This is a genomic window from Sporosarcina koreensis (genome assembly GCF_000826145.2).
Classification (GTDB): domain Bacteria; phylum Bacillota; class Bacilli; order Bacillales_A; family Planococcaceae; genus Sporosarcina; species Sporosarcina trichiuri.
Genome location: NZ_LN651335.1, coordinates 333,255 through 358,914, shown reverse-complemented (window position 1 = coordinate 358,914; position 25,660 = coordinate 333,255). Strand labels below are relative to the sequence as shown.

Below are 25,660 nucleotides of genomic sequence, written 5' to 3'. Positions count from 1 at the left end.
ATGTGAACATACCATCCTTTTGGTTTATGAGTTGAAGTAGACGCAGATGCGGCAATTGTTCATCTGCTGGATCGGGATATCCATGTCGTAAATCTCCCGGAGTGATTCCGAATTGATGATTTCGTTCGTCGGTCCGTCTTTCACGACACGTCCCTGCTTCAGAGCAACGATCCGGTCGGAGTAAACGGAGGCGAAGTTGATATCGTGCAGAACGATGACGACCGTCTTGCCGAGCTCATCGACGAGCCGGCGCAGAATCTTCATGATCTGCACGGAATGTTTCATATCCAAGTTGTTCAGCGGCTCATCGAGCAGGATGTAATCCGTGTCCTGCGCGATGACCATGGCGATGAACGCCCGCTGTTTCTGACCGCCCGACAGCTCTTCCAAGTACTGGTGCTGCATGCTCATCAGATCCATATAGTCGAGCGCCTGGTTGACGATCTGGATGTCGTCAGCCGTCAGACGTCCTTTCGAGTACGGAAACCGTCCGAATGATACGAGCTCACGGATCGTCAGCCGGACATTCATGAAATTCGATTGCTTCAAGATGGAAACCCGTTTCGAGAAGTCATTGGACTTCATCTTTTTGACGTTATCGTTATCGACGAGCACTTCACCTGTATCTGCATCCAGCAGGCGGCTCACCATTGAAAGCAGCGTCGATTTCCCTGCACCGTTCGGTCCGATGAAGGACGTGATCTTACCCGGATGGATGTCGACACTCACCTTCTCCACGACTGCTTTGCTGCCGTATGACTTTGTCAATTCCCGAACTTGGATCATGCAGATCGACTCTCCTTCAATAGTAAGTAGATGAAATACGCACCGCCGACGAAGTTGATGATGACACTGAGCGTTGTCGAGAACGTGAAGATCCGCTCAACGACCCATTGCCCGCCGACCAATGCAATGATACTCATGACAGACGCACCCGCCACCAATACCGAATGCTTGTATGTCTTGAAAAACTGGTACGACAAGTTGGCGACGATCAGACCGAAGAATGTGATCGGTCCGACCAGAGCTGTGGAGACCGCAATCAGGACGGACGACAGGATGAGCATCATTTTGACGATTTTATCGTGATTCACCCCGAGGTTGATGGCCGTGTCCCGGCCGAGTGACAGGACATCGAGCTCATTGAACTTCCTTGCACCGATGATCAGCGCAGCGACCAGGACGCCGAGCGCCCACCAGACGAGGTCTCCGTTAATGTTGTTGAAGCTTGCGAATGACTTATCCTGGACCCGCAGGAATTCGTTCGGATCGATCAGCACCTGCAAGAATGTCGAGATGCTTTGGAAAAATGTACCGACGATGATGCCGACAAGCAGCAGGAAGTAGATCGGCCGCTTTCCCGCCTTGAACAGGAACTGGTACAGCAGCAGTGCGAACACGACCATGGCGCCGACGGACAGGACGAAGTTCACCTGCTTATTGACGAGCGTCACATGGGTGGATCCCAGGAAGAAAATCAGGACCGTCTGCAGCAGGATATACAGGGAATCGAGTCCCATGATACTCGGCGTCAGGATCCGGTTATGGGTGATCGTCTGGAAGATGACCGTCGAGTAGGCGATCGCGACACCTGTCAGTGCCATCGCCAACACTTTGATACCTCTGCGCGGCAGTGCGTAATCATAGCTCCCATTCAGCCCCTGGAACAGATACAGTCCTGAAAAGAGGGCGGCCAGAACAATCAGGATGATGAACTTTGTACGGTTACGCATATGCTCTCCTCCTAAACAGCATATAGAGGAAGATGGCGCTGCCGATGACACCGACCATCAGACTGATCGAGATTTCGTACGGGAAAATGATGACCCGGCCAAGAATGTCACAGATCAGCAGGAAGATGGCACCGAGCATGGCCGTGTGCGGAAGTGTCCTTTCCAGATTGTCCCCTTTGATGATCGATACAATATTCGGGATGATCAGGCCGAGAAACGGAATGACCCCTACCGTCAAGACAACAGTGGTTGTAATGAGAGCGACCAATATCAGTCCAATATTGACGATCCTCCGATAAGCAAGCCCCAGGTTTTTCGAAAAGTCTTCACCCATCCCGGCAACAGTGAACCGGTTCGCATAGAAATAGGTGATGATGAGGACGGGGATACTTATGTACAGCAATTCATACCGGCCTTTCATGATCAGTGAAAAGTCTCCTTGCAGCCAGGAAGCCATGTTCTGGATCACATTCGCTTTATAGGCGAAGAATGTCGTGATCGATGATAGGATGTTCCCGAACATCAGGCCGACAAGAGGGATGAAAATTGCATCTTTGAATTTGACCTGATCCAGTATTTTCATGAACAGCAGCGTGCCGCCGAGCGCAAATGCGAAAGCGACCAGCATCTTTTCGATGGTCGATGCGTTCGTGAAAAGAAGCATGGATACGAGGATTCCAAGTTTGGCAGCATCGAGCGTTCCCGCCGTAGTCGGCGAAACAAATTTGTTGCGGCTCAGCTGCTGCATGATCAGCCCGGTGATACTCATGCCGGCCCCTGCAAGTATGATAGCGAGCAGCCGGGGCAGACGGCTGATCAGGAAGATCTCAGTTTCTTCTGATTTGAAGTCCAGCAGGTCTTTCGGTGAAATATGGCTGACGCCGACAAATAGCGAAAGCAGCGACAGGGCTATCAGCGCTGTGAATAAATAACGTTTCTTCATGAAGAACTCCGATATCCAGATATTTGCGGACCCGACTTGTTTAAATGAAAACAATTATCAGTTAGCCGCAGTTCCCATTATAGCAAAGCTTAAACGGAAGTCAACCGATAACTGAAAACGATTATCACTTGCATCCCTACTGATCGTGAACGGAAAAAAACTGCGCCGGCGCCTCTTTGGCGGCCATCCGGCACAGTCTTGGTATCATGGTTCCCTCCTTCGGTCTCTGCAACCGAGAAGATCTCCCTTCAATCATTTACCCATCGACACGGCATTAGTACGGATCTCCTCCGGTATGTCAAACGGCTCCACTTCATTGATTTCCGTTACATCACCGGATACCGTCTGGAGGACGACCGTCCGGTACCCCTCGATATCCATGATTGCATCAAGTTTCAGATCATACGAATCTGTATAATACGTCTCTTTGTCGAGATACACAGTCAGTTCAATCTTTTTCACATCGATATCCCCGACTTCTCCATCAGTCGCTTCTGCAGTGTCCTGTTCCATCAGCTCTTTCAGCAGATCGCTGAATTCCTCGCCCGCGGCCGAGAAGTGCATCACATACTGATCCTCTTTTTCCTCCATCGTGAACTTATCGTCGAACTCCTGGAAAAGACTCAGTTCAAGCATGGCGTTGGAGCTGTCCAGTCCATCAAGTATTTCATCGTGCATGTCTGCGGGGATGCTCATCCACTGCCCTTCCATATCATCCGTCTGCAGATACAGTTCACCGTCCTGCGCATACATTTCCATCGTCGCAGCTGCGTCGGGGCCGCCGTCCATTTTCATGACCTGGTGGAGTTTCATAGGGTCCGTGATGACGTCCATATCGAGTGAGATCTTATTTTTCGCACGCATGGAGTCATCATCCACGACTTTCATGTTCTGATCGATCGTGATCTGTCCGTGAAGGCTTTCGATCGTCTCCGACGCATCGACCGCTTTCTGATAGACTTCCTTGGTTGTCATCTGATTTCCATTCGTTTCTGCGGATTCCGTTTTTGCGCCCGTTTCTGCAGAAGCACCGCTTTCCGTCTTCGGTGTATCATCTGATCCGCAGGCCGCAAGTGTCAATGCCAACAGTGTGGCTGCTGTCCCTTTTAACAAGTTTTTCATAGTCTCGTCTCCTCTTCACTTTTTCACTCTGTCTATTCTTACTGACTATAGCTCAGTTAGTTTCATAATTTGTCGAATTTATCGAGATTCCAACTTTTCCTCCAGCTTTACTTTCGCATCCAAAGTCCCCCATATTGGTCTCCCGACTATTTTTATCGAACTTTTCTACCGATTCCTGTATACTTACCCAGACATCACAGTAAAGGATGGACATCATGCTCAAACAATTTTTCTCCTATTACAAACCGCATCAGCGGCTGTTCATCATCGACTTTTCAAGTGCCGTCTTTGTGGCGCTTCTCGAGCTCGCGTTTCCTGTCGCTGTCCAGTGGTTCATCGACAAACTGCTGCCGGAAGGCGACTGGGGGCTCATCGTCACGACGAGCATTCTGCTGCTGGCGGTCTATCTGTTCAGTACGTTCCTGCAGTATATCGTCAGCTATCTCGGGCATAAGCTCGGCATCAACATCGAAACCGATATGCGCGAGGAATTGTTCACCCACGTCCAGCGGCAGTCGTTCCGGTTTTTCGACAACACGAAGACCGGTCACATCATGACACGGATCACGACTGACCTGTTCGATATCGGCGAACTCGCCCATCATGGGCCTGAAGATGCCTTCATCGCCGTCATGACGGTCATCGGGGCATTCGGTATCATGTACACCATCAACCCTCAGCTTGCATTGATTGCCATCGTCATGGTGCCTGTGCTGATCGTGGTGATCGCATTCTGCAACAAACGGATGAACGCCGCCTGGCTCAACATGTACGGCAAGATCGCCGAAGTGAACGGCCGTGTGGAAGACTCGGTGTCGGGTTCCCGTGTTGTCAAATCGTTCACGAATGAAGATTTCGAGCTTTCGAGATTCCGCCGGGACAACGGCAATTTCCGGATGGCGAAACTTGTCGCCTACCATGTCATGGCCTGGACGACGTCTTCCATCTATATGATGACGCGGCTCGTCACCCTGATCATCCTCGTCGTCGGTGCCTGGTTCACGTTCCAGGACAAGCTGACGATCGGAGAACTGGTCAGCTTCATCTTGTTCATCAACATCCTCATCAAACCGATCGACAAGATCAGTGCGCTCCTTGAGATGTATCCTAAGGGCATGGCCGGGTTCAGCCGGTTCCGGCAGCTGCTGAACCAAGCACCGGAGATCAACGACCGGAAGGATGCTGTGGCCGTGCCCCATTTGCGCGGGGACATCGAACTGCGCGACGTCACTTTCGGCTATGATGCCGGCAAGCCGGTGCTCAACCATCTGAACCTGTCCATCCGTTCCGGACAGACGATTGCGTTCGTCGGTCCGTCGGGTGCGGGGAAAACGACCATCTGCTCCCTCATCCCGCGGTTCTATGATGTCGATGCCGGTCAGATCACCATCGACGGCATCGACGTCCGCGACATGACCCAGCGGTCGCTCCGCCGGCAGATCGGCATCGTTCAGCAGGATGTGTTCCTGTTCACGGGCACTGTCAAAGAGAATATCGCATACGGTGATCTGTCCGCACCAGATGAGGCGATCTACGAAGCAGCACGCCGTGCCCACCTGGAGGACTTTGTCGCCGGCCTGCCGGAAGGGTATGAAACCCAAATCGGCGAACGGGGACTTAAATTATCCGGCGGCCAGAAACAGCGGCTCGCAATCGCGAGGATGTTTTTGAAGAACCCACCGATCCTCATTTTGGATGAAGCGACGTCCGCCCTCGATACGGAAACGGAACGGATCATCCAGGAATCCCTCGCGGAGCTGTCCGAGAACCGTACGACACTGGTCATCGCCCACCGCCTTGCGACAATCCGCGATGCGGACCGCGTCGTCGTCGTGACACCGGACGGCATCGCCGAAGACGGCGGGTATGCTGAACTCGTGAACAAGAACGGGATTTTCGCCCGGCTGCACGCAAATCAGTTCAATGAGGTTTAAGGCTGGCGGAAGCGGGCATACTAGAACTATCCCACCCCCCTTTCTCTTATAGAAAAAAGAACGGCAGCGCGGAATTCCGCGCTGCCGTTCTTTTGCCGTCAATGGCTGATCATATATGGATTGAACTTTTTCCGCTCCCGCTCCTCCATTTCGACAGTCAGCAGCGTCCCGTTCTCTTCATAGTCCGTGTCTTTCACGTTTGCAAAGTCATTCAGATAAGCGACGAGATCCCCGCGATCGAACGGAATGAGGACTTTACACACCGAATACCGCTCGTACACTTTCTTTTCGATCAGTCCGGTAAGTTCGTGCATCCCGTCCCCTGTTTTGGCGGACAGCCAGATCTGGTCATCCTGCACCCGCGGATAGCTTAATCCTTCCGCCTGATCCGCCTTGTTATAGACATACAGGACAGGGACATCTTCCACACCTACCGCTTCCAATGTCTCATTCGTCACGTCGATCATATGACGATATTCAGGATTCGAGACATCGACGACATGCAGCAGCAGATCCGCTTCCCTCGCTTCCTCCAATGTCGATCGGAACGCCTTGACGAGATGATGCGGCAGTTTGGAGACGAATCCGACCGTATCTGTCAGGATGAACGACTTATGATCGGGCAGCGTCAGTTTCCGGACCGAGGTATCCAAGGTAGCGAACAGCATGTCTTTTTCAAGCACCTTCTTCGCCTGATCCCCTTCCGCCATGGCGAGCATCCGGTTCATGAGCGTCGATTTTCCCGCGTTCGTATACCCGACGATCGATACGACAGGCGTCCCGCTGCGGACACGCTGCTGCCGCTGGATCGTCCGATGCTGTTTCATCGTCTCCAGTTCCTTCCCGAGCTTCGAGATCTGCTCTTCGATCTTCCGGCGGTCCAGCTCCAGCTTCGTTTCACCGGCCCCTTTGTTCTGGAATCCGCCGCCTGTCCCGCCGCCCTGACGGCTGAGTGATGCACGCAGACCGACCAGACGGGGCAGCGTATACTGCAGCTCTGCAAGTTCCACCTGCATGCGGGCCTCCCGTGTCCTTGCACGCCGCGCAAAGATATCGAGGATGAGCATCGTCCGGTCGATGATCTTCACTTCGATGTCCCGCTCCAGGTTGCGCAGCTGGGATGGCGACAGCTCATCATTGAAGATGATGAGATTGGCATCCATCGTTTCAGCCGCACGTTTCACTTCCTCGATCTTCCCTTTGCCGATGTAACTTGTCGGGTGCTTCCTCTCCAGCTTCTGTTCCACACGCCCGATGACACGCACGCCGACAGCTTCCGCCAAGTTGGCGAGTTCTTCCATTTCATAGGCGAAGTGGTCGTCCTGCTGCTCTTCCACGCCGACCAGTAATGCGGTTTCCTCCAGCCATTCCAATTCGTCCATGCTGTTCCCTCACTTTCATGATTGCATTCAAGATTCAGTATGACCCGTTGTCACTGCGGTCAGTCGGTGACGCGGTCCAGCCGCCTCCTGAAACCGGAAACGAATGTTGCCAAGCAGGAAACTGTCAACCGTATCCGGCCGGACATCAAGCAGGCGGCACCAGTTTCCGATAGCGGCCTGCGGATCATCCGTCTCAAGCACGCACTCTTCAATCCGTTCGGAAGCACCGGTCTCCCCGAGGAATCCTTCTTCCATGAGGACATTGCGCCGTGTCTCTTCATCCTCTTCCCATTGGATGAAAAACGGAAACGGCAGCTTATCCGTATAGGATTCCTCTATGAACAGCAGCTTCCATTTTTTCAGGCTGCCCGCTGTACTTTTCCGGGACGCATTCAGAACACCGGATGTCTTGAACCCCGCAGTTGTCAGACGTGCGTCGAGCTGATCGATTCCGTCGGTTGAAAAGCACAGTGTCCCCCAGCCTTCACCGTAGGCTGCCAAGTCATGGAGCAGCAGCCTGACGAGCGGATTGCCGGACTGGCCCGCTGTTTCCGGATCTTCCACTGCCAGCCATTCGATGTAGCCGTTCTGCAAATACTTCAGCGCATTATAGGTGCCCCATTTCTCATGGCTGCCGCCCCGGTACGTCCCTTCGTATTGACCGGCAACCGTGTCCGGTGTTCTCTCGGTGAACCATACTGCATGGTCGAGCTTCATCGCCATTCCCCCTTTTCCACCATCATACAGGACAGACTGACGGAAGCCATATAAAAATGCCGCCCGGCTGGCCGGACGGCGTTTGGTATGCTCAGCGTTCCCGCTTCAGCATGTCAACTGACTCGGTGAACTCACGCTGGATTTCCTTGTTTTCTTTATATGTCGCAAGACTCACGAAATATGTGACGAGCAGGCAGACGATGAATCCCGGAACGATTTCATAGAGCGTGCCGGTCAATGATTCGATATTGCCCCAGACGAATACGACGACCGCCCCCGACACCATCCCGAACAGTGCACCTTTCGCCGTCAGTTTGCGCCAGTAGAGCGAAAGCAGGATGATCGGGCCGAACGCGCCGCCGAACCCTGCCCAGGCGAAGGAAACGAGCTTCAGGATGGATTCGTTGTTCGGCCATGCGAGGATCATCGCAATGATTGATACGACCAGTACAGCCATGCGGCCGAGGAACACATATTGCTTATCGGTGCCGTCCGTCTTGATGACCGCTTTGTACAGATCCTCGATCAGTGCGGATGACGTGACAATCAGCTGGGAAGAGATCGTACTCATGACCGCAGCCAGTACCGCCGCAAGCATGATCCCGGCGATGAACGGATGGAAGATGATCTGACCGATGGCGATGAAGATCGTTTCGGAATCGACCAGTGTTTCACCCGGGTTCTGCTGATAGTACGCAACCCCGACAAGCGCAGTCGCCACGGCACCGGCAAGGCTCAGGATCATCCAGCCGATCCCGATCCGGCGTGCGGATTTCGTTTCCTTGACGGACTTGATGGCCATGAAGCGCACGATGATATGCGGCTGGCCGAAGTACCCGAGCCCCCACGCCAGTGACGAGATGACACCGAGAACAGTAGCTCCTTTGACAAGACTGAGCATGTTCGGATTGACTTCTTTGATGGACGCGGCCGTATCAGGAAGCCCGCCAGTGATGAACACCGCAACGACAGGAACGAGAATAAGTGCTAAGAACATGATGAGTCCCTGGACGAAATCCGTGTAGCTGACGGCGAGGAAACCGCCGAACAGCGTATAGCCGACAACGACGATCGAGACGATGATCAGACCGAGGTGATAGTCCAGTCCGAATGAGCTGAGGAAGAACTTTCCGCCCGCCACCATCCCTGAAGAGACATAGAATGTGAAAAATACTAGGATAATAAGTCCTGATGCGATACGCAGGAGTCTCGACTTGTCTTTCAGACGGTTCTCAAGAAAACTTGGGATCGTGATTGAATCATTCGTAACTTGGGTATAGACCCGGAGACGCGGTGCAACGAAGAACCAGTTCAGATAGGCACCTGTTGTCAGTCCGATCGCAATCCATATTTCGACAAGACCCTTGTCGAAGATGGCACCGGGCAGTCCCAGCAGGAGCCAGCCGGACATGTCCGCAGCTCCGGCACTGAGCGCAGTGACTGCCGGTCCGAGTGAACGGCCGCCGAGCATATAGTCCGTCAAGTTGGACGTACGGCGGAATGCATACCAGCCGATGAAAACCATCGCAGCCATATATGCGATGATCGCTATCAATTTATACGTATCCGCTGACATTTGAAATCCCCCTTATATTCTGTATTTTTCCCGGAAGCGTTTTCATCAGCCGCCGGTCAGATTCATTATAAGCAAGTACCTGTAATTGTGCTATCCCTATTTTCGTTTTATTTCCCGGGAAATCGTCCCAAATCGACAAGGAGGCATCATGATGGATCACGAACGTTTTTTGAATGAAGCAGTCCGTCTTGCTAAAGGCAGTGTATTCGAAGGTGGAGGTCCTTACGGCGCTGTCATCGTCCGCGATGGAGAAATCATCGCAAGCGGGGTCAATACCGTGGAAGGTGATCATGACCCGTCCGCCCATGCAGAGATGGCGGCCATCCGCGAAGCATGCAGGGTCATCGCTTCGACAGACTTGTCCAATACGATCCTCTACGCAAGCGGGGAGCCGTGTCCGATGTGCCTTGCCGCTTCCTATCAGGCCAAGATCGGTGAGATCTACTACGCCTGCAGCAAGCAGGAGGCAATGGAAGTCCTGCCGACAGAGGATAAGACCAGGAATTTCTACAGTGACCGCGAAAAACCGGGCCCGCTGCGGGATGTTCCCTTCATGTATATGGAAACACCGCATCGGCTGGAACCATTTGAAGCGGCAGCCAACAGCCGCGGCGGCGCAGCTGCAGAGATGCCGCAAAACCCGTCAGGAGGTGCTTGACATGCCTTGGACAAAAGATGACTACCCGGCCACGTTCAAGAACGAAACTCCCGAAGTGCGCAACAAAGCGATCGAGGTCGCGAATGCGCTGCTGCGGGAAGGATACTCGGAAGGCCGTGCCATTTCCATCGGTTTAGCACAGGCACGTGAAACAATTGAAGGTGATCCGGGCGACAGACCTCATTTCGAGGCGAAGACCGATAACGATGACTGGGTGCTCACGAAGAAAGACAGTTCGTCCGTCATATACCGGGAAACTTCGAAAAAAGATCTGCTGGACAGAGCGAAACCGTACGTAACGGATCATGAAGGGATCCTGACGATCTACCACGCGGACGGAACGGAAGAGGACACACTGTACAAGTGAGTACAGAAAACGCATGCCCGTGACGGGCATGCGTTTTCATGTTCAGTCCGCGGCCGCTGTCTGCGACATCTCCCGCAGTCTGAATTTCTGTATCTTGCCCGATGCGGTCATCGGATACGCATCCGTGAACTGGATATAGCGAGGAATCTTATGGTAGGAGATGGCCCCTTTGCAAAACGCACGGATATCCTTCTCATCCAGAACAACTCCGTCTTTCGGAATGATCCAGGCCATCAGTTCTTCACCGTATTTCTCATCCGGCACACCGACGACCTGCACGTCCGCTACTCCGGGACATGTGTATAGGAATTCTTCAATTTCCCGCGGGTAGATATTCTCCCCTCCGCGGATCACCATGTCCTTGATACGGCCGGTGATATCAAGGTACCCATCCGCATCCAGCTTCGCGATATCCCCTGTATGCAGCCAGCCGTCTTCATCGATCACTTCCCGGGTCGCTTCAGGATTGTTGTAATAGCCTTTCATGACATGGTAGCCCCGCGTGCAAAGTTCGCCTGCTTCCCCGGTCTCCATTTCCTCGCCTGTGACCGGGTCGACAATCTTCACTTCCACGTGCGGATGCGGCTTCCCGACAGTGGACACACGCTTTTCAATCGGGTCATCCGTCTTCGTCTGGGAAATGACCGGCGATGCTTCCGTCAGCCCGTAACAGATCGTGATTTCATCCGCTCCCATATCCCCGATCACCTGTTTCATCACTTCGATCGGACAGGTCGAGCCTGCCATGATGCCGGTCCTCAAGGAGGAGGTATCGAACTTGCTGAAGTCGGGATGGTTCAGCTCTGCGATGAACATCGTCGGGACGCCATGGAGTGCTGTGCATCTCTCGCCTTCAACGGCCCGCAGGACGCGGAGCGGGTCGAACTGCTCGACGATGACCATCGCTGCCCCGTGTGTGACTGCGGCCAGCGTGCCGAGGACGCAGCCGAAACAATGGAAGAACGGAACCGGGATGCAGACGCTGTCTTCACTTGTCAGCTTCATCGTCCCGCCGATCATACTGCCGTTATTGACGACATTATTATGTGTCAGCATGACGCCTTTCGGAAAGCCTGTCGTTCCGGATGTATACTGAATATTGATGACGTCATCGGGATCCAGGGAATTGAGCCGCTCTTCCAGCTCGCTGTCCTCCACGGAATCCGCATGGCGGAGAAATTCGGACCATTTGTAGATGCCCTGCTCACTCTTCTCTGTCATCAAGATGATGCGCTTCAGATGAGGAAGTTCTTTGCATTCAACACGGCTGCTGTGGGACTGCCGCAGAGACGGACAAATGGATCGGAGGATTTCCAGATAATCCGTCCCCTTGAAGCCTTCATCGAGAATCAGTGTTGTCGCTTCGGATTGCTGCAGCAAGTACTTCAGTTCCGCTGCCTGGTAATTCGTATTCACTGTGACCAGGACGGCCCCCATCTTTCCCGTGGCAAACTGACTCAGCAGCCATTGTGGTTTGTTGTCTGACCAGATGGCGACATTCTCCCCTTTTTGGATACCCATCCCCATGAATGCCTTTGCCAGACGATCTGTTTCTTTGTCGAATTCGGAATATGTCTGACGGATCTGCCGTTCGGGGTATACCATTGCCTCTTGTAACGGATACCGTCCCGCCTGCTCCCTCAAGACTGCTCCGACCGTTTTGTTCAGAAGTTCCATTTCCCCATCCCCCCTAGTTTCGACTGATTATCTCCTATGTTATCATATTTTTCAGATTGTGTAGATTATTATTTTATTTGCAAAAGAAAACAAGCAGAGGATTTTCCTCTGCTTGTTTTCGCGTTCAGCTGTCCTGATTGGTTGTGACAGGTGTCTCGATCGGCAGGACATTCCCGCGCTCATCTTTATAGAAGACATCGCTCCTGGTGAATTTTGTCGGCGAGTCCAGTCCGGCCGCTGCCGCAATACGGAACAGCCCTTCCCGCATCGTCAATATATAATTGGTGACCCGGAATTTCTTCTCTTCCACCACCAGCCCGCGCTGCAGATGGGGGTCCGTTGTCGCAACACCCGCCGGACACTCATTCGTATGGCAGCGCTGTGCCATGATACACCCGACGGAAATCATGAAGCCGCGGGCGATCTGGACGAGATCCGCCCCCATCGCAAGGGCGATGGCGGCTTTGTCGGGTGTCGTCATCTTGCCGGACGCGATGATCTTCACCCGGTCACGGACACCATGTTTGCGCAGTGAATCGTCCAGCAGCATGAGTGCAGACCGGACAGGAAGACCGACCGAATCGGCCAGGTCCTGATAAGTTGCGCCTGAACCGCCTTCCGCGCCGTCGATCGATATGAAATCCGGGCCTTTGCCGGTTTCCTGCATGAACTGCGCGAGCTCCTCGGCTTCCGATTTCCCGCCGATGACGATCTTCATGCCGACCGGCTTTCCTGAATGATCCCTGATCTTTTCGATGAAGTCGAACAGTCCGGGGAAATCATCGAACTGATTGAACCGGTTCGGGCTGTTGATCGTCCTGAATGGGACCACATTCCTAATTTCCGCAATCTCTTCTGTCACCTTCGCACCTTCGACATGGCCGCCCCGCATTTTCGCTCCTTGGGCCAGCTTCAGTTCGAATGCCTTCACTTTCGGATTTTCAGCTTTCTCCGTCAGCAGGTCCCAGTCGAACTCCCCTTCTTTCGTCCGGAAACCGAACAGGCCGGAGCCGATCTGCGCGATGATATCCGCATCGCCTGCCAAGTGGTGCGGCGACAGGCCGCCTTCGCCGGTATTCATCCACGCACCGGTCGCCATGCCGATCCCTTTCGACAGAGCGGTGATGGCATGATCGCCAAGCGCCCCGTAACTCATCGCGGACTGCCCGAGCATACTGCGGACCCGGAACGGATTTGCGCATTCAGGTCCGATGACGACCGCGTCTTCCTCCGGCAGAAGCCATGGATTCGCCTTGATTTCCTCCCTGTGCTCTTTACGCGAGAACAACCCTTCGTCTGTCACCTGATAGCGCATCGTTTCGATCTGCGTGTCATTGTCCACCCGCATCTCGTCGTTCTGTTTGGTGAACATGGCGTTCCTCAAGTAGTAACCGGGCGCTTCGAAATCACGCTTCGAGCCAAATCCGATGACACTGTTCAAGTATTTCCCCGGCATGACCATATGCAGATACTCTTCCCTGCTGAAGGGCTTGCCTTCGTTGTCACTGTCGAACAGGTACTGCCGGAATTCGGGTCCCACTTTTTCGATCATGTACCGAACCCGGCCGAGTATCGGATAATTCCGCAGAATCGCATGCTGTTTCTGTTTACGGTCGAACAGGAACAGGTAGAGGATGATGGACAGCGGCACAAATATCAGTACGAGAATGACGATCATCGTCGTCATGGATACGCTTTCCAGCCAGCTCATAAGTTTCACTCCTTTTCTCTATTTCCAATCTGGTGTACCATTGAATTCAATTACTAGTTGGAGGCGAATGTACATGGTTATCGACTTACTGACTTCCCATTCATCCGTGCGCACCTACACCGATGAACCGATCCCGGCAGAGACCGTACGGGAACTGATCGGCGCCGGGCAGCATGCCGCAAGCTCCCATTTCGTCCAGGCCTGTTCAGTGATCCATCTGACGGATGGAGCACTGCGGAAAGCGGTCGGTGACGCCTCGAAAAATCCTCATCAGTTCAATGGGGCTGGTGCGGCATTCGTTTTCTGTGCAGATTTCACACGTCTGCAGTCGGCAGCGGCGCTCCACGGACGCACGATCGACTTCTCGCACGCCGAAGCAATGCTGGTCGGAGCGGTGGATACGGCCCTGTTTGCTCAGAACGTCGCAATTGCCGCAGAGTCGAAAGGCTACGGGATCTGCTATATCGGCGGAGTCCGCAATAACCCAGAGGAAATCAGCAGGATGCTCGGACTGCCAGCGGGCACCGTTCCGCTGTTCGGCATGACGATCGGCGTGCCGGCCAAACGCAACGAGGTGAAACCGCGCCTGCCGCTCGATGCCGTCCTTCATGAGAATATGTATGATGCCGGCAAGTACGACGCCCTGCTTCCACAATATGACGAAACCATGCAGGAGTATTACGGCTCCCGGAGTTCCAATCAGAAGCAGGCCGGCTGGACGGAGCAGATGGCGGATTTCCTGGAGACTGCCCAGCGTCCCTATATGAAGGAATACCTGCAGAGCAAGGGGTTTCTCCTTGACTGACATTCCCTCTAGTCTTCCCTACCTCACTTGCAAAGGAGTCAAACCTTATGGAATTTGAACAAGTAATCACGGATTTGGCGAAACGGCTGACCGACGGGTCGTTCATCCGTGCGACATTCAGCCAGCCCCGGACAAAAGAAGAAGGCCTGCTGCGCATCAAGGCGAAGCCCATCGAGCTGAAAGGCGAGCTGTTCATCCAGTTCGAGGAGCAGTTTGAACGGGTGCTGAAGCATCACAATATTTCGGAGGATGGGCTGGAGCTCTTCCTGACGAATGCGCTCATGCGGTTCCGCCAAGTGCAGGCCGAGTTCACGGATGAGACCGTGCAGGTGCAGCTCTCCAAGAAGTTCAAGATCTCCTGGAAATCGAGCGCTGCGGCGTCATCGAAAGTGCCGGACCTTTCCCACAACCGGAAGAAGAATTATTTGCTGGAGGACGGCAGACCGTATCCGTTCCTGATCCGGCTCGGTGTCCAGACAGCGGACGGACAGGTGAAGAAGCAGAAGCATGATAAGTTCCGGCAGATCAACCGGTTCATCGAATTCATCGACGATGCGCTCACCCACCTGCCGACCGGCCGGCCGGTGCGCATCCTGGATTTCGGTTCCGGCAAATCATATTTGACATTCGCTCTCTACCATTATCTCCGGATTGAGAAAGGGCTCGATATCCGGGTGACCGGACTTGATCTCAAGAAGGAAGTGATCGAGGAATGCCGGGACATCGCCAAGGATCTCGGCTATGAGCAGCTCGAATTCCTCGTCGGTGACATCAACGACTATGAAGGCGATACGTCGGTCGATATGGTCGTCACGCTGCATGCATGCGATACGGCAACGGACATGGCGCTTGCCCGCGCAGTCCGCTGGGGGGCGAGTGTGATTTTGAGTGTACCTTGCTGCCAGCATGAACTGTTCAAGCAGCTGCAGGCTCCGGAACTTGACGTGATGCTGCAGCACGGGCTCATCAAGGAACGGTTCGCAGCACTCGCGACCGATTCGCTCCGCGCCGAGCTGCTGACGCTCGCCGGCTACGAGACGCAGCTGCTGGAATTCATCGATATGGAACACACACCGAAAAACATTCTGATCCGCGCCTACCGTTCGGACAAGCAAGTGACGGCGGACGCAGCAGAAAGGTACAAAGCATTCCGCCGTCTGCTGCACGCCCGGCCGTTCTTGGAACGCGAGTTAAAGCTGGATATATTGAAGGAAGATTGACTGGAGACGGGTCCCGCTGTGGCTGGGCCCGTTTTTTTGGTGTGCCCGGGGCTTGAGCGTTTCAAGAAAGGAAGATATGAGCGGTTTGGTCGGGGAATGGAGCGGTTCTGGAGTGGAAATGAGCGGTCAAGGAACAAAATGGAGCGGTTCGCGGGCCGAATGGAGCGCTTAGCCGTAAGATAGGAGCGGTTCGGTCGGGGAATGGATCGCTTCCCCGGTCTGCAGTATTTACTTTGCAAGCCGCCCGATCGTTGCATGCCATCCAAGGCAAAAAGCCGCACTCGTCATGGAGTGCGGCTTTTGTCTGTTCACAATTCGGATACAGCTGGATCGCGGGGCATCGCTTCACCGTATTGCTCGGTATCGAGTTCACCCGTCACACGGGCGGCGGTCACACCGGCGGTCATGGAGCCGCTGACATTCAGCGCAGTCCGGCCCATATCGATGAGCGGTTCGACCGAGATCAGGATGCCGGCAAGGGCGATCGGCAGGTTCAATGCCGACAGGACGAGAATGGCCGCGAATGTGGCACCGCCTCCGACGCCCGCCACACCGAAGGAGCTGATGGCGACGACGGCAACCAGTGTGATGATGAACTGCGCATCGATCGGCTGGCCGACGGTAGGAGCGATCATGACCGCGAGCATCGCCGGATAGATGCCGGCACAGCCGTTCTGCCCGATCGAGAGGCCGAACGAGCCCGCAAAGTTCGCAATCCCTTCCGGCACGCCGAGACGGGTCGTCTGCGTAGTCAGGGTCAGCGGGAGAGTTCCCGCACTGGATCGGGATGAAAACGCGAACAGGAGTGTGTCGCCCGCTTTCTTCACGTAGTTGAGCGGGTTCAGGCCTGTGAGGGCGAGAATCGCCAAGTGGACTGCAAACATGACGATCAATGCGGCATAGGAGGCGCCGACAAATTTGCCGAGGTTAACGATTGCACCGTAGTCGGACACGGCGACTGTCCGCGCCATGATGGCAAGGATTCCGTACGGCGTCAGACGGAGGACGATTTTGACGACGGCCATGATGAGTGCGTACACCGCGTCAATGCCTTTCTGGACGACCGCTGCCTGTTCAGGCTGTTTCCTGCGGACGGCCAGGAAGGCGAAGCCGAGGAAGGCGGCAAAGATGACAACACCGATGGTCGATGTCGGGCGGGCACCTGTGAAGTCGAGGAACGGATTCGCCGGCAGCAGATCGAGCAGCTGATCAGGCAGCGCCTTATCGGCCACAGTCGAGGCTGTCTCTTCGAGGGAGATTCCCCGGGCGGCTTCCGCTTCCCCCTGCACAATCTGTTCAGCATTCAGGTTGAACAGCAGCGCAGATCCGATACCGAGCATGGCAGCAATCGCTGTCGTCCCGATGAGCATGCCGAGAATGACAGCGGCCTGCTTCCCGAAGTTTTTGCCCGCTGCCACTTTCGTGAAGGCCGTAAGGATGGAAATGAAGACAAGCGGAACGACGATCATCTGCAGCAGCTTGATATAGCCGGTTCCGATGATGTTGAACCAGGGGATCGAGTTCTGGAGTGCCGCCCCGTCTGCTCCGTAGCTGATGTGAAGTACGATTCCGTACACGATTCCGAGCCCGAGCCCTGTAAACACCCGTTTCGAAAATGAAACATGCCTGCGGTTCATCCAAAATAGGATTCCTGCCAGTACCAATAGGCCCGCAACGTTGAGCAGGATATATCCGATATCCATGGTGAGTCCCCCTTTAGTTATTCAAGTTATGTTTTTCTGACTCCATTTATATTATGTACTTAATTCCGATATGTCAACTAGGTTTTAAGTTTTTTTCATTCCGCCTCACAATTTCTTTGAAAATATCTGCACTGAAATTGAGGAATGGCAGCTTTTTGGTACAATGAAAGGATTACAGAATGGGGGATGTCTATGTTTGTCATGAAAGTCTCGGAAACCGTGTCACTGAAACTGCTGGAACAGGAGGATGCGGAGGAACTGTTCCAGACGGTCCACAGCTCACGCGGTCACTTGCGGGAATGGCTGCCGTGGGTCGATGGGGCACTGTCTCCGGAGAGCTACCGTCCCGTCATTGCCATGTGGCTGCAGCAGTTTGCCGGCCATGACGGGTTCCAGGCGGGTATTGTGGTGGATGGAGAACTTGCCGGCATGGTCGGGTTCCATACCATCAATTGGACGAACCGCAGTACGAGCATCGGCTATTGGCTCGCAGACGGACATCAGGGGAAGGGGGTCATGACCGCTGCTGTCGGCGCCCTGCTGGACTACGCGTTCACGGTCTACAAACTGAACCGGGTCGAGATCCGCTGCGGGACGGAGAATTTGAAGAGCCGGGCAATCCCCGAACGGCTGGGGTTCCGGCTGGAAGGGATCCAGCGGGACGGCGAGTTCCTGTACGATCACTTCCATGACTTGGCGGTCTACAGCATGCTGGCGGCAGACTGGAAGGTATGAGATCCGGCAGACCGCTGTTGCAGGTGAGGTGGCTTCGCTGCCTGCTGAACTTGTAATCTTGCGTTTATCTTACGTTCACCTGCGGGTGGTGCAGTAGGTAGATAAGATGATTTCCAGCGAGCAGCAAGTACAGCTGCAGCAAGTTACCAGATGGAGGTGTAAAGAGCATGGCAGCGGAAAAAACTTCGAAAGTCAATATTGGATTTGTCGTCCTGCTGATCGGTGTGTTCATGGCAGCGCTCGACAACGGGATTATCAGTGCGGCGCTTACGACCATCAATTCGTCCTTCGATGTGAGCGCGACACAAGGCTCCTGGGGTATTACGTTATACACATTGGGCCTGGCCGTGATGACGCCGATCGTCGGGAAACTTGCCGACCGGTATGGCCGGAAAAAATTATTCCTGATCGAAATCGCAATCTTCACGATCGGATCCCTCGGGGTCGCACTCAGTCCGAACTTCAGTCTGTTCCTGGCAGCCCGTCTGTTCCAGTCATTCGGAGGTGGCGGGATCTTCATCATCGCGAGTTCCCATGTCCTCAGTACATTCACGAAAGAGAAGCAGGGCAGCATGCTCGGCCTGCTCGGCGGCATGAACGGGATTGCGTCTGTCGTCGGTCCGAATATCGGGAGTTTCCTGATCGACCTGACCGGCAACTGGCACTGGCTGTTCCTCATCAACGTGCCGATCGGGATTGCGCTGGTGGTGTTCGGGATCTTCTCCCTGCACGAAACGAAATCATATGTCATGTCGAAGATCGACTTCCTCGGCATCAGCCTGCTGTCGTTCTCGATCCTCAGCATCATGTTTGCTGTGAATAATATCGGTCAGGGCGGTTCGTTCACTGAAGACGCGGCGAAATGGAGCGTTCTCGGATTGCTGCTGCTCGGTATTGCAGTCTTCGCAGTGCTGATTTACGTCGAGAAACGGAATGAGCGAGGGGATGCCATCGACCCGATCCTGCCCTACAGCCTGCTGCGCAAACCGACGTATGCAATGACCATGGTGATGGGACTGCTGTCCGGTACGTTCATCGGCGCGATCATTTTCATCCCATCATTCGCCCAGCAGATCCTCGGCATTTCCGCCGCGAAATCCGGGTATTGGATGACTCCTCTCGCGCTCGCATCTGGAATCGGCGCGGGCGGAGGCGGTTACTTTGTGGATAAAAAAGGTCCTTTGAAAACGCTCATTTTCGCTGGATTGATCGGCATCATCGGATTCGGCGGTCTCGGCCTCTTCACGGAGACGAAGCTGACGTTCATCATCTTCTCTGTCATTGCAGGAATCGGATTCGGTTTCGTCCTCGGCGCCCCGCTGACCGTGCTGACATCCAATGCGGCCGGCACGCAGAAGGGATCCGCCATCGGCACGCTGTCCGTCGCCCGGCAGATCGGCCTGACGATTTCCCCCACCATTTTTGCGGTATTCATCCAGAACGGGTTCAGCAAGATCGGTGACCTGATTCCGCAGAAACTGAAAGAGCACGGTGTCAATCCGGCCGATATGCCGGCCGGTTCGATGGAGCAGATCCAGGGCGGCAGCTATGGCGATCTCCAATCGAAGATCGACAAGATCCCGTCGCCGGATGTCCGCGATGCCATCCAAGAAGCGTTCCAGCAGGCGGCCCATCAGGCTTATGAACCGATCTACATCACGACGGCCGTGATGGCGCTGCTGATCATCGTGATCACCGTCCTGTTCAGCAGGCAGTATAAGCAGGATGCTGCGGACAGTGAACGGCTGGAGGCAGAGGAACAGCAGCAGGCCGCTTCTGGTCAATGAACAAGAAGACCCCCGCCCGGGACCTGGATCCCGGGTGGGGGTTTTGCATGCATAGGATCTGCCTACTTCGGCCATTCCGCCTTCACGAGCAGGCATCTGTCATTCTCCTGCAGACGGGCGAGCATGTCTTCATCCGACGGGTAGACGGTTTCGACACGGCCGCTCGCAGAGACGATATAATAAGCGAGTACCGCCGCTTCCCCTTTTTTCAGGACGAGTTCCTTCTCGAAGGCAGGTGCAAGCGCCGACCCGCCAGGCATCGCTTCGAGCTCCGGCATCAGCCGCTCTTCCGTCCCGCTGAACAGCAGCCGTTCGGGTGTGTGGTCGTCCGCCGGCTGCACACCGAACCCGATATGGGCCGGCCGGTCGTCTCCGCCGATCCATGCCGTTTCTCCAAGTGTTGCAACAAAGTTCCCCTGTTCGAATTGTTCCAAGGAAAGCTGGATCGTCTCACCTGCGGGCAGTCCTTTCTCCGATGTGAAGTGGAGGGCATCCACCCCGCCAGCTGCATAGATCAGCTGCTGTTCGTCTTCGGTCAGCGGACGGTGTGTGAACGTGACAGACTTCGTTCCGAAACACCCCGCCAGCAGGCTGCCGCACAGCAGAAGAAGCACCGTTCCTGCCATGATCCGTTTCACATGCATCCCCTTTGTCTGTTAGTCGGCCTCCGCAATGTGCGTCGGCAGGAATAGATAATTCCCGTGTGTCACTGCTTCACCGAACCGGAGCGGAATCCGGCTGCTGAAAATCGGCCCGTCCGCAACGACAGTATGGAATTCCCCCGCTTCCCCGCAGCTGTCGATTCCGAGCTGTTCGAGTTCATCCATCAGACTGACGGTGAACCGCCGGCCGAGGAACTCTGCGGGCATCCTTGCAGTGTCGATGACAATAATATACGCTTCGAACCCCGCGCTGATGAATTCTTCGAGCAATTGCCGCCGGGGGATATCCCACAGCGGGTGCAGCGCCGTCACCCCGGCGCGCCCGCTCATCTGCCGGACCCACGTGCGGTGATCCTCCAGATCGATGTCCCCGAACACACCGAAGCGGATCCCGTCGTTTGCCGACTCCTGCATTGCATCGATGAATTGGGCTTCGTACGTTTCCCATGACGCCCGCCGTTTTACGAACGGGGCACCGAGGCTGCCGGCCTGCGCACGGAGGACCGCTTCCGGCAGGGCATGGGAGCGCGAACGGTCCGCCTCCTCTTCGAACATGGTCCAGACGCGTGCGAGCTCATCCCCTTGCTGCACCGCTTTATAGACAGCCATGGCGGAGTCCTTGCCGCCGCTCCAGGACGCTGTGAATTTTCTGTTGGTCATGCTGCATTCCTCCTTCTGCTTCGATGCTCCCAGTATAGCAGACGGCAGCAGGGTGGGCGGTGGAGGAACGTGAGCACTTTTTACGCGGGGTAATGAGTACTGGTGCAGCTGGCGCAGTTCTTGTACGGCTCCACAGAAAACGCGGAGTGAAACGGAGCCACAAGCAGGTCTTTGACTTGCCTTTTTCTTAGCGGCGGAGGGTGCGGAAGATACCGGAGCGGTCCGCGGGCGGGGACTGATGAGGGGCATGATCACTTTGCAAGGTTTATGAGCGACACGGCTCTTAGAACAATACTTCTGTCCAGATGTCTCCACGGAAGAGACGGAGTCTGACAAGCCAGTCTTGGTATTGTTGGTGGAAAGGCACTTGGCGCGGAAGGTTTTCTCGCCAGCACTGGCGCCGGGTCGCGGCAATTGTGAAGTTATGAGCGGTTGGCTGGTGGTTATGAGCGGAACTTTGGATTTATGATCACTTTTCTGAGTTTATGAGCGGAAACTGAGATTTATGATCACTTTGCCAGGTTTATGAGCGGAAACTGGGATTTATGATCACTTTCAGCAATTCTCGACGGACTGCATTGGAAAACCCTCCGGCTGCAGGGCAGCGGGAGGGTTCATGTCAGTCGGCCATTGCTGTTTCGGCCGCCGCCAGCCCTTCATAGACGACCCGGTCGTGTTCGAAGGATTTTTCATATGTGCGGAGTCCGTGAATCTGCATCTCGTTCAGGCGCTTCGGGTCCACCAGTCTGCACATCCGGTTCATGCGGGATGCGTTGTGCCAGGCGGTTTGTTCGAATGCGTAATCCCGTTCATTTTCGTCGATGAGTTTCTTCATCAGCGGCATACTCCGGGATAGTTCGCGCCAGCTGTACCGACGCTTCAAGTCAATGATCTCACGCGTCTGCGGCAGTGAATCAAGAAGCGCTTTTCTGTCCATGGCGTGGCCAAGTTCATGCAGCGTCAGTGCTGTGACATACTCCAGAAGCGGCAGCGGTTCTTCCATTTCCAACCTCGCTTCGCACAGCCGCTCTATGTCGACTAAAATACAATGGTCGATGAAGTCATACATCATGTTGACGCCAGTCGTCTGTTCAATGATATCCAGCTCCATACTCACAGCTGCCATCGTCGTGCGGATTGTCCCGAGGATCTGTTCATTCAATTGTTCGTTCATTCTCTTCCCTTGCTCTCTCTATATATCGTCCTTCCAATCGTGTGAAAGGTACTATGTCAGTATAGTATATGCAGAGGAAATTACAATACTACATGTAAAATGTCACAATTTCTTCAACACATTTCTATCCAAAGTTCATAGAACAAAAAGCAGCCCCTGCATCTTACGTAAGGGGCTGTCTTATAATATAGTCAAATCGCCTTTTGCAGCTGCAGTGACTCGATTGTGTCCCGCAGCTGCTTCAGGTGCCGTTTTTCGTGAAGACCGACGAACGGGAACCATTGGCAGAGAGGAATCTGGCCGAAGATCGGATGCTTGAATGATTTGGCCATCAGGCAGTCCTTATTGCTGCTGTCATAGACGTCCAGCAGGAACAGACGGGAATTGTGCAGTTCCTGTTTCATTTCACAAAGCGTTTTGAATGTATCGGAAGGAACAGTGCGTTCCGGTGCGTCGACTTTGATGATCCGGTTGGTGGAAATGGAAATCGGTTTTTTCATCGCTTTCGGACTGTCTGGATTTTTCAATTCCTTGGCGACATTCGATGCGATCAGTGTTTCCATGAGCGAGAGATGCTCGAGGATCTGCTTCGGCGACCAGCCGCCGTCCGCAGGTTTCCGGTTGAACTCCTCGTTGGTCAGTCCTGCGACTGCCTGCAGTATTTTTTTGCGTATTTTGTTATTGCCTTCAAAAACCATTGTACCCCTCCTACGCAGTGTTCACGTCTGCATACTCTCAAAAAATCTATTAGCAAGCATACGCCCATCCATACGAAAAAGGAACCCCATTTCATACTGTCAGAATAGTAAATATCCGTCCTTTTCCCGCTCGCATGACAATGATCATAGACCACCTGTGAACGGAATACAACCATAATGGTTCAAGCCCGTCCTGAAAGGGTTTTCAGGTGTTTTCAGTACACCCGGATTACGTCGTTCTGCACGCAAAAACAGGCCCTCCGGAGAGGACCTGTTCTGTTCGGTTCATGCAGGCATCGGCGTGTCAGTCGGACGCGCGTAGCCTTCCTTATAATCGCTGTCGATTTTCTCCCGGATTTCCTTCAGCGTTTTTCCTTCTTTCGCCATGGTTACCGATTTGACCGCGATCTCCACACAGACGTTGCAGCGGGTGCCGTGATCATCCCAGACGACCGCGCCGTCTTCCCGGATTTCATCGACAAAACAGTTCAGGTTGCTGCCGTGCGCTGCGCTGTCCGCGCATCCGCAGTAGCAGGGCATCCACTTCAGGATATCCTCCGCATTGCCTGCGACTTGGTAGACGAGCTGCAGGTCTTCGGATTTCTCCGCAAGGAAAGCCGGCAGCTCATCAGCGGATGCTGTAACCTGCAGCAGGTCACCGTTCGGCAGCTGCTGCTGTTCCCCGACAGCAAGATCTGCGCCTTTGCTCTGTTGGACGGCACTGCTGTCTGCCGCACCTGTGCCGCCATGCTCGTGGACCGGTTTTGCCGCTTCCTTGCCGCAGGCTGTCAGGACCAGCAAGGACGCAAGAATGAGGGGCATGAATAGTTTTTTCATCATGTCGACTCCTTTTCCATGGTTGTCCGTTCAGCATACCGCAAATCACCGGGGCGTGCGGTTACAACTTTGTGGCGGCTCAGCGTCCGGTCATTTTCGACGGATCGACCCACTCGTCGAATTGCTCTTCCGTCAGAAGGCCTGTTTTCAGTGCCGCTTCTTTCAGCGTTGTGCCTTCCTTATGTGCCGTTTTTGCGATCTTCGCAGCATTTTCATACCCGATATGCGGGTTCAGTGCTGTCACGAGCATCAGGGAGTTTTTGACTTTGCGGTCGATCTCTTCCCGGTTCGGTTCGATGCCGACGGCGCAGTTGTCATTGAAGCTGACCATGCCATCTGCCAGCAGTTTCGCCGTCTGCAGGAAATTGAAGATGATGACCGGCTTGAAGACGTTCAGCTCGAAGTTCCCCTGGCTTGCTGCGAAGCCGATTGTTGCGTCGTTCCCCATCACTTGCGCGACGACCATCGTCAGGGCTTCGCTCTGTGTCGGGTTCACTTTGCCCGGCATGATCGAACTGCCCGGCTCGTTTTCAGGGATCGTGATTTCGCCGATACCGGAACGCGGGCCGCTTGCCAGCCAGCGCACGTCGTTTGCGATTTTCATGAGGTCCGCAGCGAGTGCTTTCATGGCACCATGTGTATAGACGACTTCATCATAGCTCGTCAGCGCATGGAACTTGTTTTCGGCCGATGTGAACTGGATGCCGACCGACTTCGTGATCTCCTCCGCCACTTTGTCGCCGAATCCTTTCGGTGCGTTCAAGCCCGTTCCGACCGCCGTACCGCCGATTGCCAGTTCTTTCATCGACTGGACACTGTCTTTCAGCATCTTTTCGGTCTTTTCGAGCATCCGGTGCCAGCCGCTCATTTCCTGGCCGAGCGTCAGCGGGGTTGCGTCCTGGAGGTGCGTCCGTCCGATCTTGATGATGTCCATGAAGGCTTCGGATTTTTCGCCCAGTGTTTTCTTCAGTTTCTCGAGCGCCGGAAGCAGTTCCCGCTCGACGGCGATCACACCCGCCACATGGAGGGCTGTCGGGAATGTATCGTTCGAACTCTGCGATTTGTTGACGTCGTCGTTCGGATGGAGACGTTCTTCGCTGCCCCATTCTTCGAGGAGCTGGTTGCCGCGGTTTGCGAGCACTTCGTTCATATTCATATTCGACTGTGTGCCGCTGCCTGTCTGCCAGACGACAAGCGGGAAGTGTTCATCCCACTTTCCTGCAAGCACTTCATCCGCTGCCTGTGCGATCGCTTTCATCTTCGGTTCGGACAGGTTGCCGAACGAGTGGCTTGCGATGGCTGCCGACTTCTTCAGATGCGCGAATGCCCGGATGATGCCGGTCGGAATGCGCTCGCCGCCGATTTTGAAGTTCTGCTTACTGCGCTGCGTCTGTGCACCCCACAGTTTGTCCGCAGGGACTTGAATTTCACCAAATGTATCGTGTTCAATGCGGTACTCCATCCTGAAAACCCCTTTTCGCAAATAATTTCACTCTCTTTCTATCATGCCGCAACTCGGCGGCAAAATCAAAGATATTCGATAGGGGATGAATGCAGAA

General features: G+C 54.4%; 23 protein-coding genes. 7 read left to right on the top strand and 16 right to left on the bottom strand.

The window, feature by feature from the left end; genetic code table 11:
- Positions 1–24 precede the first annotated feature (24 nt).
- The 4 genes from BN1190_RS03305 to BN1190_RS03290 form a co-directional block, all read right to left on the bottom strand.
- Positions 25–786, bottom strand: a complete 762-nt coding sequence (locus BN1190_RS03305; RefSeq protein WP_040285572.1) for an ABC transporter ATP-binding protein — start codon at positions 784–786, stop codon at positions 25–27.
- Positions 783–1,733, bottom strand: a complete 951-nt coding sequence (locus tag BN1190_RS03300) for an iron chelate uptake ABC transporter family permease subunit (protein ID WP_040285571.1) — start codon at positions 1,731–1,733, stop codon at positions 783–785. The genes BN1190_RS03305 and BN1190_RS03300 overlap by 4 nt, the downstream gene beginning before the upstream one ends.
- Positions 1,726–2,676: an ABC transporter permease gene (locus tag BN1190_RS03295; RefSeq protein WP_040285570.1), complete on the bottom strand. Its 951-nt coding sequence runs from the start codon at positions 2,674–2,676 to the stop codon at positions 1,726–1,728. Before BN1190_RS03295 ends, BN1190_RS03300 begins: the two co-directional genes overlap by 8 nt.
- 252 nt (positions 2,677–2,928) lie before the next feature.
- Positions 2,929–3,798 (bottom strand): DUF6612 family protein, encoded by an 870-nt coding sequence (locus BN1190_RS03290; RefSeq protein WP_040285569.1) that lies wholly within the window; start codon positions 3,796–3,798, stop codon positions 2,929–2,931.
- A 215-nt stretch (positions 3,799–4,013) separates the two neighbouring features.
- Between BN1190_RS03290 and BN1190_RS03285 the strand changes: the two genes are divergently transcribed.
- On the top strand, positions 4,014–5,732 hold the full coding sequence (locus BN1190_RS03285; protein ID WP_040285568.1) for an ABC transporter ATP-binding protein: 1,719 nt from the start codon (positions 4,014–4,016) through the stop codon (positions 5,730–5,732).
- Positions 5,733–5,830: 98 nt separating this feature from the next.
- Here BN1190_RS03285 and hflX read toward each other — a convergent pair whose 3' ends face one another.
- The 3 genes from hflX to putP form a co-directional block, all read right to left on the bottom strand.
- Positions 5,831–7,114, bottom strand: a complete 1,284-nt coding sequence (gene hflX, locus BN1190_RS03280) for a GTPase HflX (RefSeq protein WP_040285567.1) — start codon at positions 7,112–7,114, stop codon at positions 5,831–5,833.
- A 27-nt stretch (positions 7,115–7,141) separates the two neighbouring features.
- Complete coding sequence (locus tag BN1190_RS03275; RefSeq protein WP_052461665.1) at positions 7,142–7,831, bottom strand: VOC family protein; 690 nt, start codon at positions 7,829–7,831, stop codon at positions 7,142–7,144.
- A 91-nt stretch (positions 7,832–7,922) separates the two neighbouring features.
- The gene (gene putP, locus BN1190_RS03270) at positions 7,923–9,407 is read right to left on the bottom strand and encodes a sodium/proline symporter PutP (RefSeq protein ID WP_040285566.1); all 1,485 of its coding nucleotides are present in this window, start codon (positions 9,405–9,407) and stop codon (positions 7,923–7,925) included.
- 151 nt (positions 9,408–9,558) lie between these two features.
- On the opposite strand from putP, the gene BN1190_RS03265 reads away from it, so the two are divergent.
- Positions 9,559–10,065: a nucleoside deaminase gene (locus BN1190_RS03265; protein ID WP_052461664.1), complete on the top strand. Its 507-nt coding sequence runs from the start codon at positions 9,559–9,561 to the stop codon at positions 10,063–10,065.
- Between the two features lies 1 nt (position 10,066).
- Positions 10,067–10,432, top strand: coding sequence for a hypothetical protein (locus tag BN1190_RS03260; RefSeq protein WP_040285565.1), 366 nt, complete (start codon positions 10,067–10,069; stop codon positions 10,430–10,432).
- 42 nt (positions 10,433–10,474) lie between these two features.
- Here the strand turns inward: BN1190_RS03260 and BN1190_RS03255 are convergent, their stop codons facing one another.
- Both BN1190_RS03255 and BN1190_RS03250 read right to left on the bottom strand, forming a co-directional pair.
- Positions 10,475–12,109 (bottom strand): AMP-binding protein, encoded by a 1,635-nt coding sequence (locus BN1190_RS03255; protein ID WP_040285564.1) that lies wholly within the window; start codon positions 12,107–12,109, stop codon positions 10,475–10,477.
- Between the two features lie 124 nt (positions 12,110–12,233).
- Positions 12,234–13,820: an FMN-binding glutamate synthase family protein gene (locus BN1190_RS03250; RefSeq protein WP_040285563.1), complete on the bottom strand. Its 1,587-nt coding sequence runs from the start codon at positions 13,818–13,820 to the stop codon at positions 12,234–12,236.
- A 73-nt stretch (positions 13,821–13,893) separates the two neighbouring features.
- On the opposite strand from BN1190_RS03250, the gene nfsA reads away from it, so the two are divergent.
- Both nfsA and BN1190_RS03240 read left to right on the top strand, forming a co-directional pair.
- Entirely contained in the window at positions 13,894–14,625 is a 732-nt protein-coding gene (nfsA, locus tag BN1190_RS03245) for an oxygen-insensitive NADPH nitroreductase (protein WP_040285562.1), read from the top strand.
- A gap of 47 nt (positions 14,626–14,672) precedes the next feature.
- The gene (locus tag BN1190_RS03240) at positions 14,673–15,845 is read left to right on the top strand and encodes a class I SAM-dependent methyltransferase (protein WP_040285561.1); all 1,173 of its coding nucleotides are present in this window, start codon (positions 14,673–14,675) and stop codon (positions 15,843–15,845) included.
- A 308-nt stretch (positions 15,846–16,153) separates the two neighbouring features.
- Here BN1190_RS03240 and BN1190_RS03235 read toward each other — a convergent pair whose 3' ends face one another.
- Positions 16,154–17,548, bottom strand: coding sequence for an L-cystine transporter (locus tag BN1190_RS03235; protein ID WP_040285560.1), 1,395 nt, complete (start codon positions 17,546–17,548; stop codon positions 16,154–16,156).
- Positions 17,549–17,740: 192 nt separating this feature from the next.
- On the opposite strand from BN1190_RS03235, the gene BN1190_RS03230 reads away from it, so the two are divergent.
- Together BN1190_RS03230 and BN1190_RS03225 are read left to right on the top strand one after the other, a co-directional pair.
- Positions 17,741–18,283, top strand: a complete 543-nt coding sequence (locus tag BN1190_RS03230) for a GNAT family N-acetyltransferase (RefSeq protein ID WP_040285559.1) — start codon at positions 17,741–17,743, stop codon at positions 18,281–18,283.
- A gap of 167 nt (positions 18,284–18,450) precedes the next feature.
- Positions 18,451–20,070 (top strand): MFS transporter, encoded by a 1,620-nt coding sequence (locus BN1190_RS03225; protein WP_082023247.1) that lies wholly within the window; start codon positions 18,451–18,453, stop codon positions 20,068–20,070.
- Between the two features lie 62 nt (positions 20,071–20,132).
- On the opposite strand, the gene BN1190_RS03220 is transcribed toward BN1190_RS03225, so the two are convergent.
- From BN1190_RS03220 to fumC, 6 genes are all read right to left on the bottom strand, one after another.
- A complete protein-coding gene (locus BN1190_RS03220) occupies positions 20,133–20,708 on the bottom strand; it encodes a hypothetical protein (RefSeq protein WP_144036066.1) in 576 nt (191 codons plus the stop codon).
- An 18-nt stretch (positions 20,709–20,726) separates the two neighbouring features.
- The gene (locus tag BN1190_RS03215; RefSeq protein ID WP_040285557.1) at positions 20,727–21,392 is read right to left on the bottom strand and encodes a diphthine--ammonia ligase; all 666 of its coding nucleotides are present in this window, start codon (positions 21,390–21,392) and stop codon (positions 20,727–20,729) included.
- Positions 21,393–22,011: 619 nt separating this feature from the next.
- Positions 22,012–22,566 (bottom strand): hypothetical protein, encoded by a 555-nt coding sequence (locus BN1190_RS03210; protein WP_052461663.1) that lies wholly within the window; start codon positions 22,564–22,566, stop codon positions 22,012–22,014.
- Positions 22,567–22,757: 191 nt separating this feature from the next.
- Entirely contained in the window at positions 22,758–23,264 is a 507-nt protein-coding gene (locus BN1190_RS03205) for a DinB family protein (protein ID WP_040285556.1), read from the bottom strand.
- A gap of 285 nt (positions 23,265–23,549) precedes the next feature.
- Complete coding sequence (locus BN1190_RS03200; RefSeq protein ID WP_040285555.1) at positions 23,550–24,101, bottom strand: PCYCGC motif-containing (lipo)protein; 552 nt, start codon at positions 24,099–24,101, stop codon at positions 23,550–23,552.
- A 79-nt stretch (positions 24,102–24,180) separates the two neighbouring features.
- On the bottom strand, positions 24,181–25,563 hold the full coding sequence (gene fumC / locus BN1190_RS03195) for a class II fumarate hydratase (protein WP_040285554.1): 1,383 nt from the start codon (positions 25,561–25,563) through the stop codon (positions 24,181–24,183).
- Positions 25,564–25,660 lie beyond the last annotated feature (97 nt).

Bases quoted from the DNA above. Each gene is read 5' to 3' on its own strand.
- BN1190_RS03255 (WP_040285564.1), bottom strand. From the start codon at position 12,109: ATGGAACTTCTGAACAAAACGGTCGGAGCAGTCTTGAGGGAGCAGGCG.
- nfsA (WP_040285562.1), top strand. From the start codon at position 13,894: ATGGTTATCGACTTACTGACTTCCCATTCATCCGTGCGCACCTACACC.
- BN1190_RS03200 (WP_040285555.1), bottom strand. From the start codon at position 24,101: ATGAAAAAACTATTCATGCCCCTCATTCTTGCGTCCTTGCTGGTCCTG.
- BN1190_RS03290 (WP_040285569.1), bottom strand. From the start codon at position 3,798: ATGAAAAACTTGTTAAAAGGGACAGCAGCCACACTGTTGGCATTGACA.
- BN1190_RS03235 (WP_040285560.1), bottom strand. From the start codon at position 17,548: ATGGATATCGGATATATCCTGCTCAACGTTGCGGGCCTATTGGTACTG.
- BN1190_RS03260 (WP_040285565.1), top strand. From the start codon at position 10,067: ATGCCTTGGACAAAAGATGACTACCCGGCCACGTTCAAGAACGAAACT.
- BN1190_RS03250 (WP_040285563.1), bottom strand. From the start codon at position 13,820: ATGAGCTGGCTGGAAAGCGTATCCATGACGACGATGATCGTCATTCTC.
- fumC (WP_040285554.1), bottom strand. From the start codon at position 25,563: ATGGAGTACCGCATTGAACACGATACATTTGGTGAAATTCAAGTCCCT.
- BN1190_RS03240 (WP_040285561.1), top strand. From the start codon at position 14,673: ATGGAATTTGAACAAGTAATCACGGATTTGGCGAAACGGCTGACCGAC.
- BN1190_RS03210 (WP_052461663.1), bottom strand. From the start codon at position 22,566: ATGAACGAACAATTGAATGAACAGATCCTCGGGACAATCCGCACGACG.
- BN1190_RS03265 (WP_052461664.1), top strand. From the start codon at position 9,559: ATGGATCACGAACGTTTTTTGAATGAAGCAGTCCGTCTTGCTAAAGGC.
- hflX (WP_040285567.1), bottom strand. From the start codon at position 7,114: ATGGACGAATTGGAATGGCTGGAGGAAACCGCATTACTGGTCGGCGTG.
- BN1190_RS03300 (WP_040285571.1), bottom strand. From the start codon at position 1,733: ATGCGTAACCGTACAAAGTTCATCATCCTGATTGTTCTGGCCGCCCTC.
- BN1190_RS03225 (WP_082023247.1), top strand. From the start codon at position 18,451: ATGGCAGCGGAAAAAACTTCGAAAGTCAATATTGGATTTGTCGTCCTG.
- BN1190_RS03305 (WP_040285572.1), bottom strand. From the start codon at position 786: ATGATCCAAGTTCGGGAATTGACAAAGTCATACGGCAGCAAAGCAGTC.
- BN1190_RS03215 (WP_040285557.1), bottom strand. From the start codon at position 21,392: ATGACCAACAGAAAATTCACAGCGTCCTGGAGCGGCGGCAAGGACTCC.
- BN1190_RS03275 (WP_052461665.1), bottom strand. From the start codon at position 7,831: ATGAAGCTCGACCATGCAGTATGGTTCACCGAGAGAACACCGGACACG.
- putP (WP_040285566.1), bottom strand. From the start codon at position 9,407: ATGTCAGCGGATACGTATAAATTGATAGCGATCATCGCATATATGGCT.
- BN1190_RS03205 (WP_040285556.1), bottom strand. From the start codon at position 23,264: ATGGTTTTTGAAGGCAATAACAAAATACGCAAAAAAATACTGCAGGCA.
- BN1190_RS03230 (WP_040285559.1), top strand. From the start codon at position 17,741: ATGTTTGTCATGAAAGTCTCGGAAACCGTGTCACTGAAACTGCTGGAA.
- BN1190_RS03295 (WP_040285570.1), bottom strand. From the start codon at position 2,676: ATGAAGAAACGTTATTTATTCACAGCGCTGATAGCCCTGTCGCTGCTT.
- BN1190_RS03285 (WP_040285568.1), top strand. From the start codon at position 4,014: ATGCTCAAACAATTTTTCTCCTATTACAAACCGCATCAGCGGCTGTTC.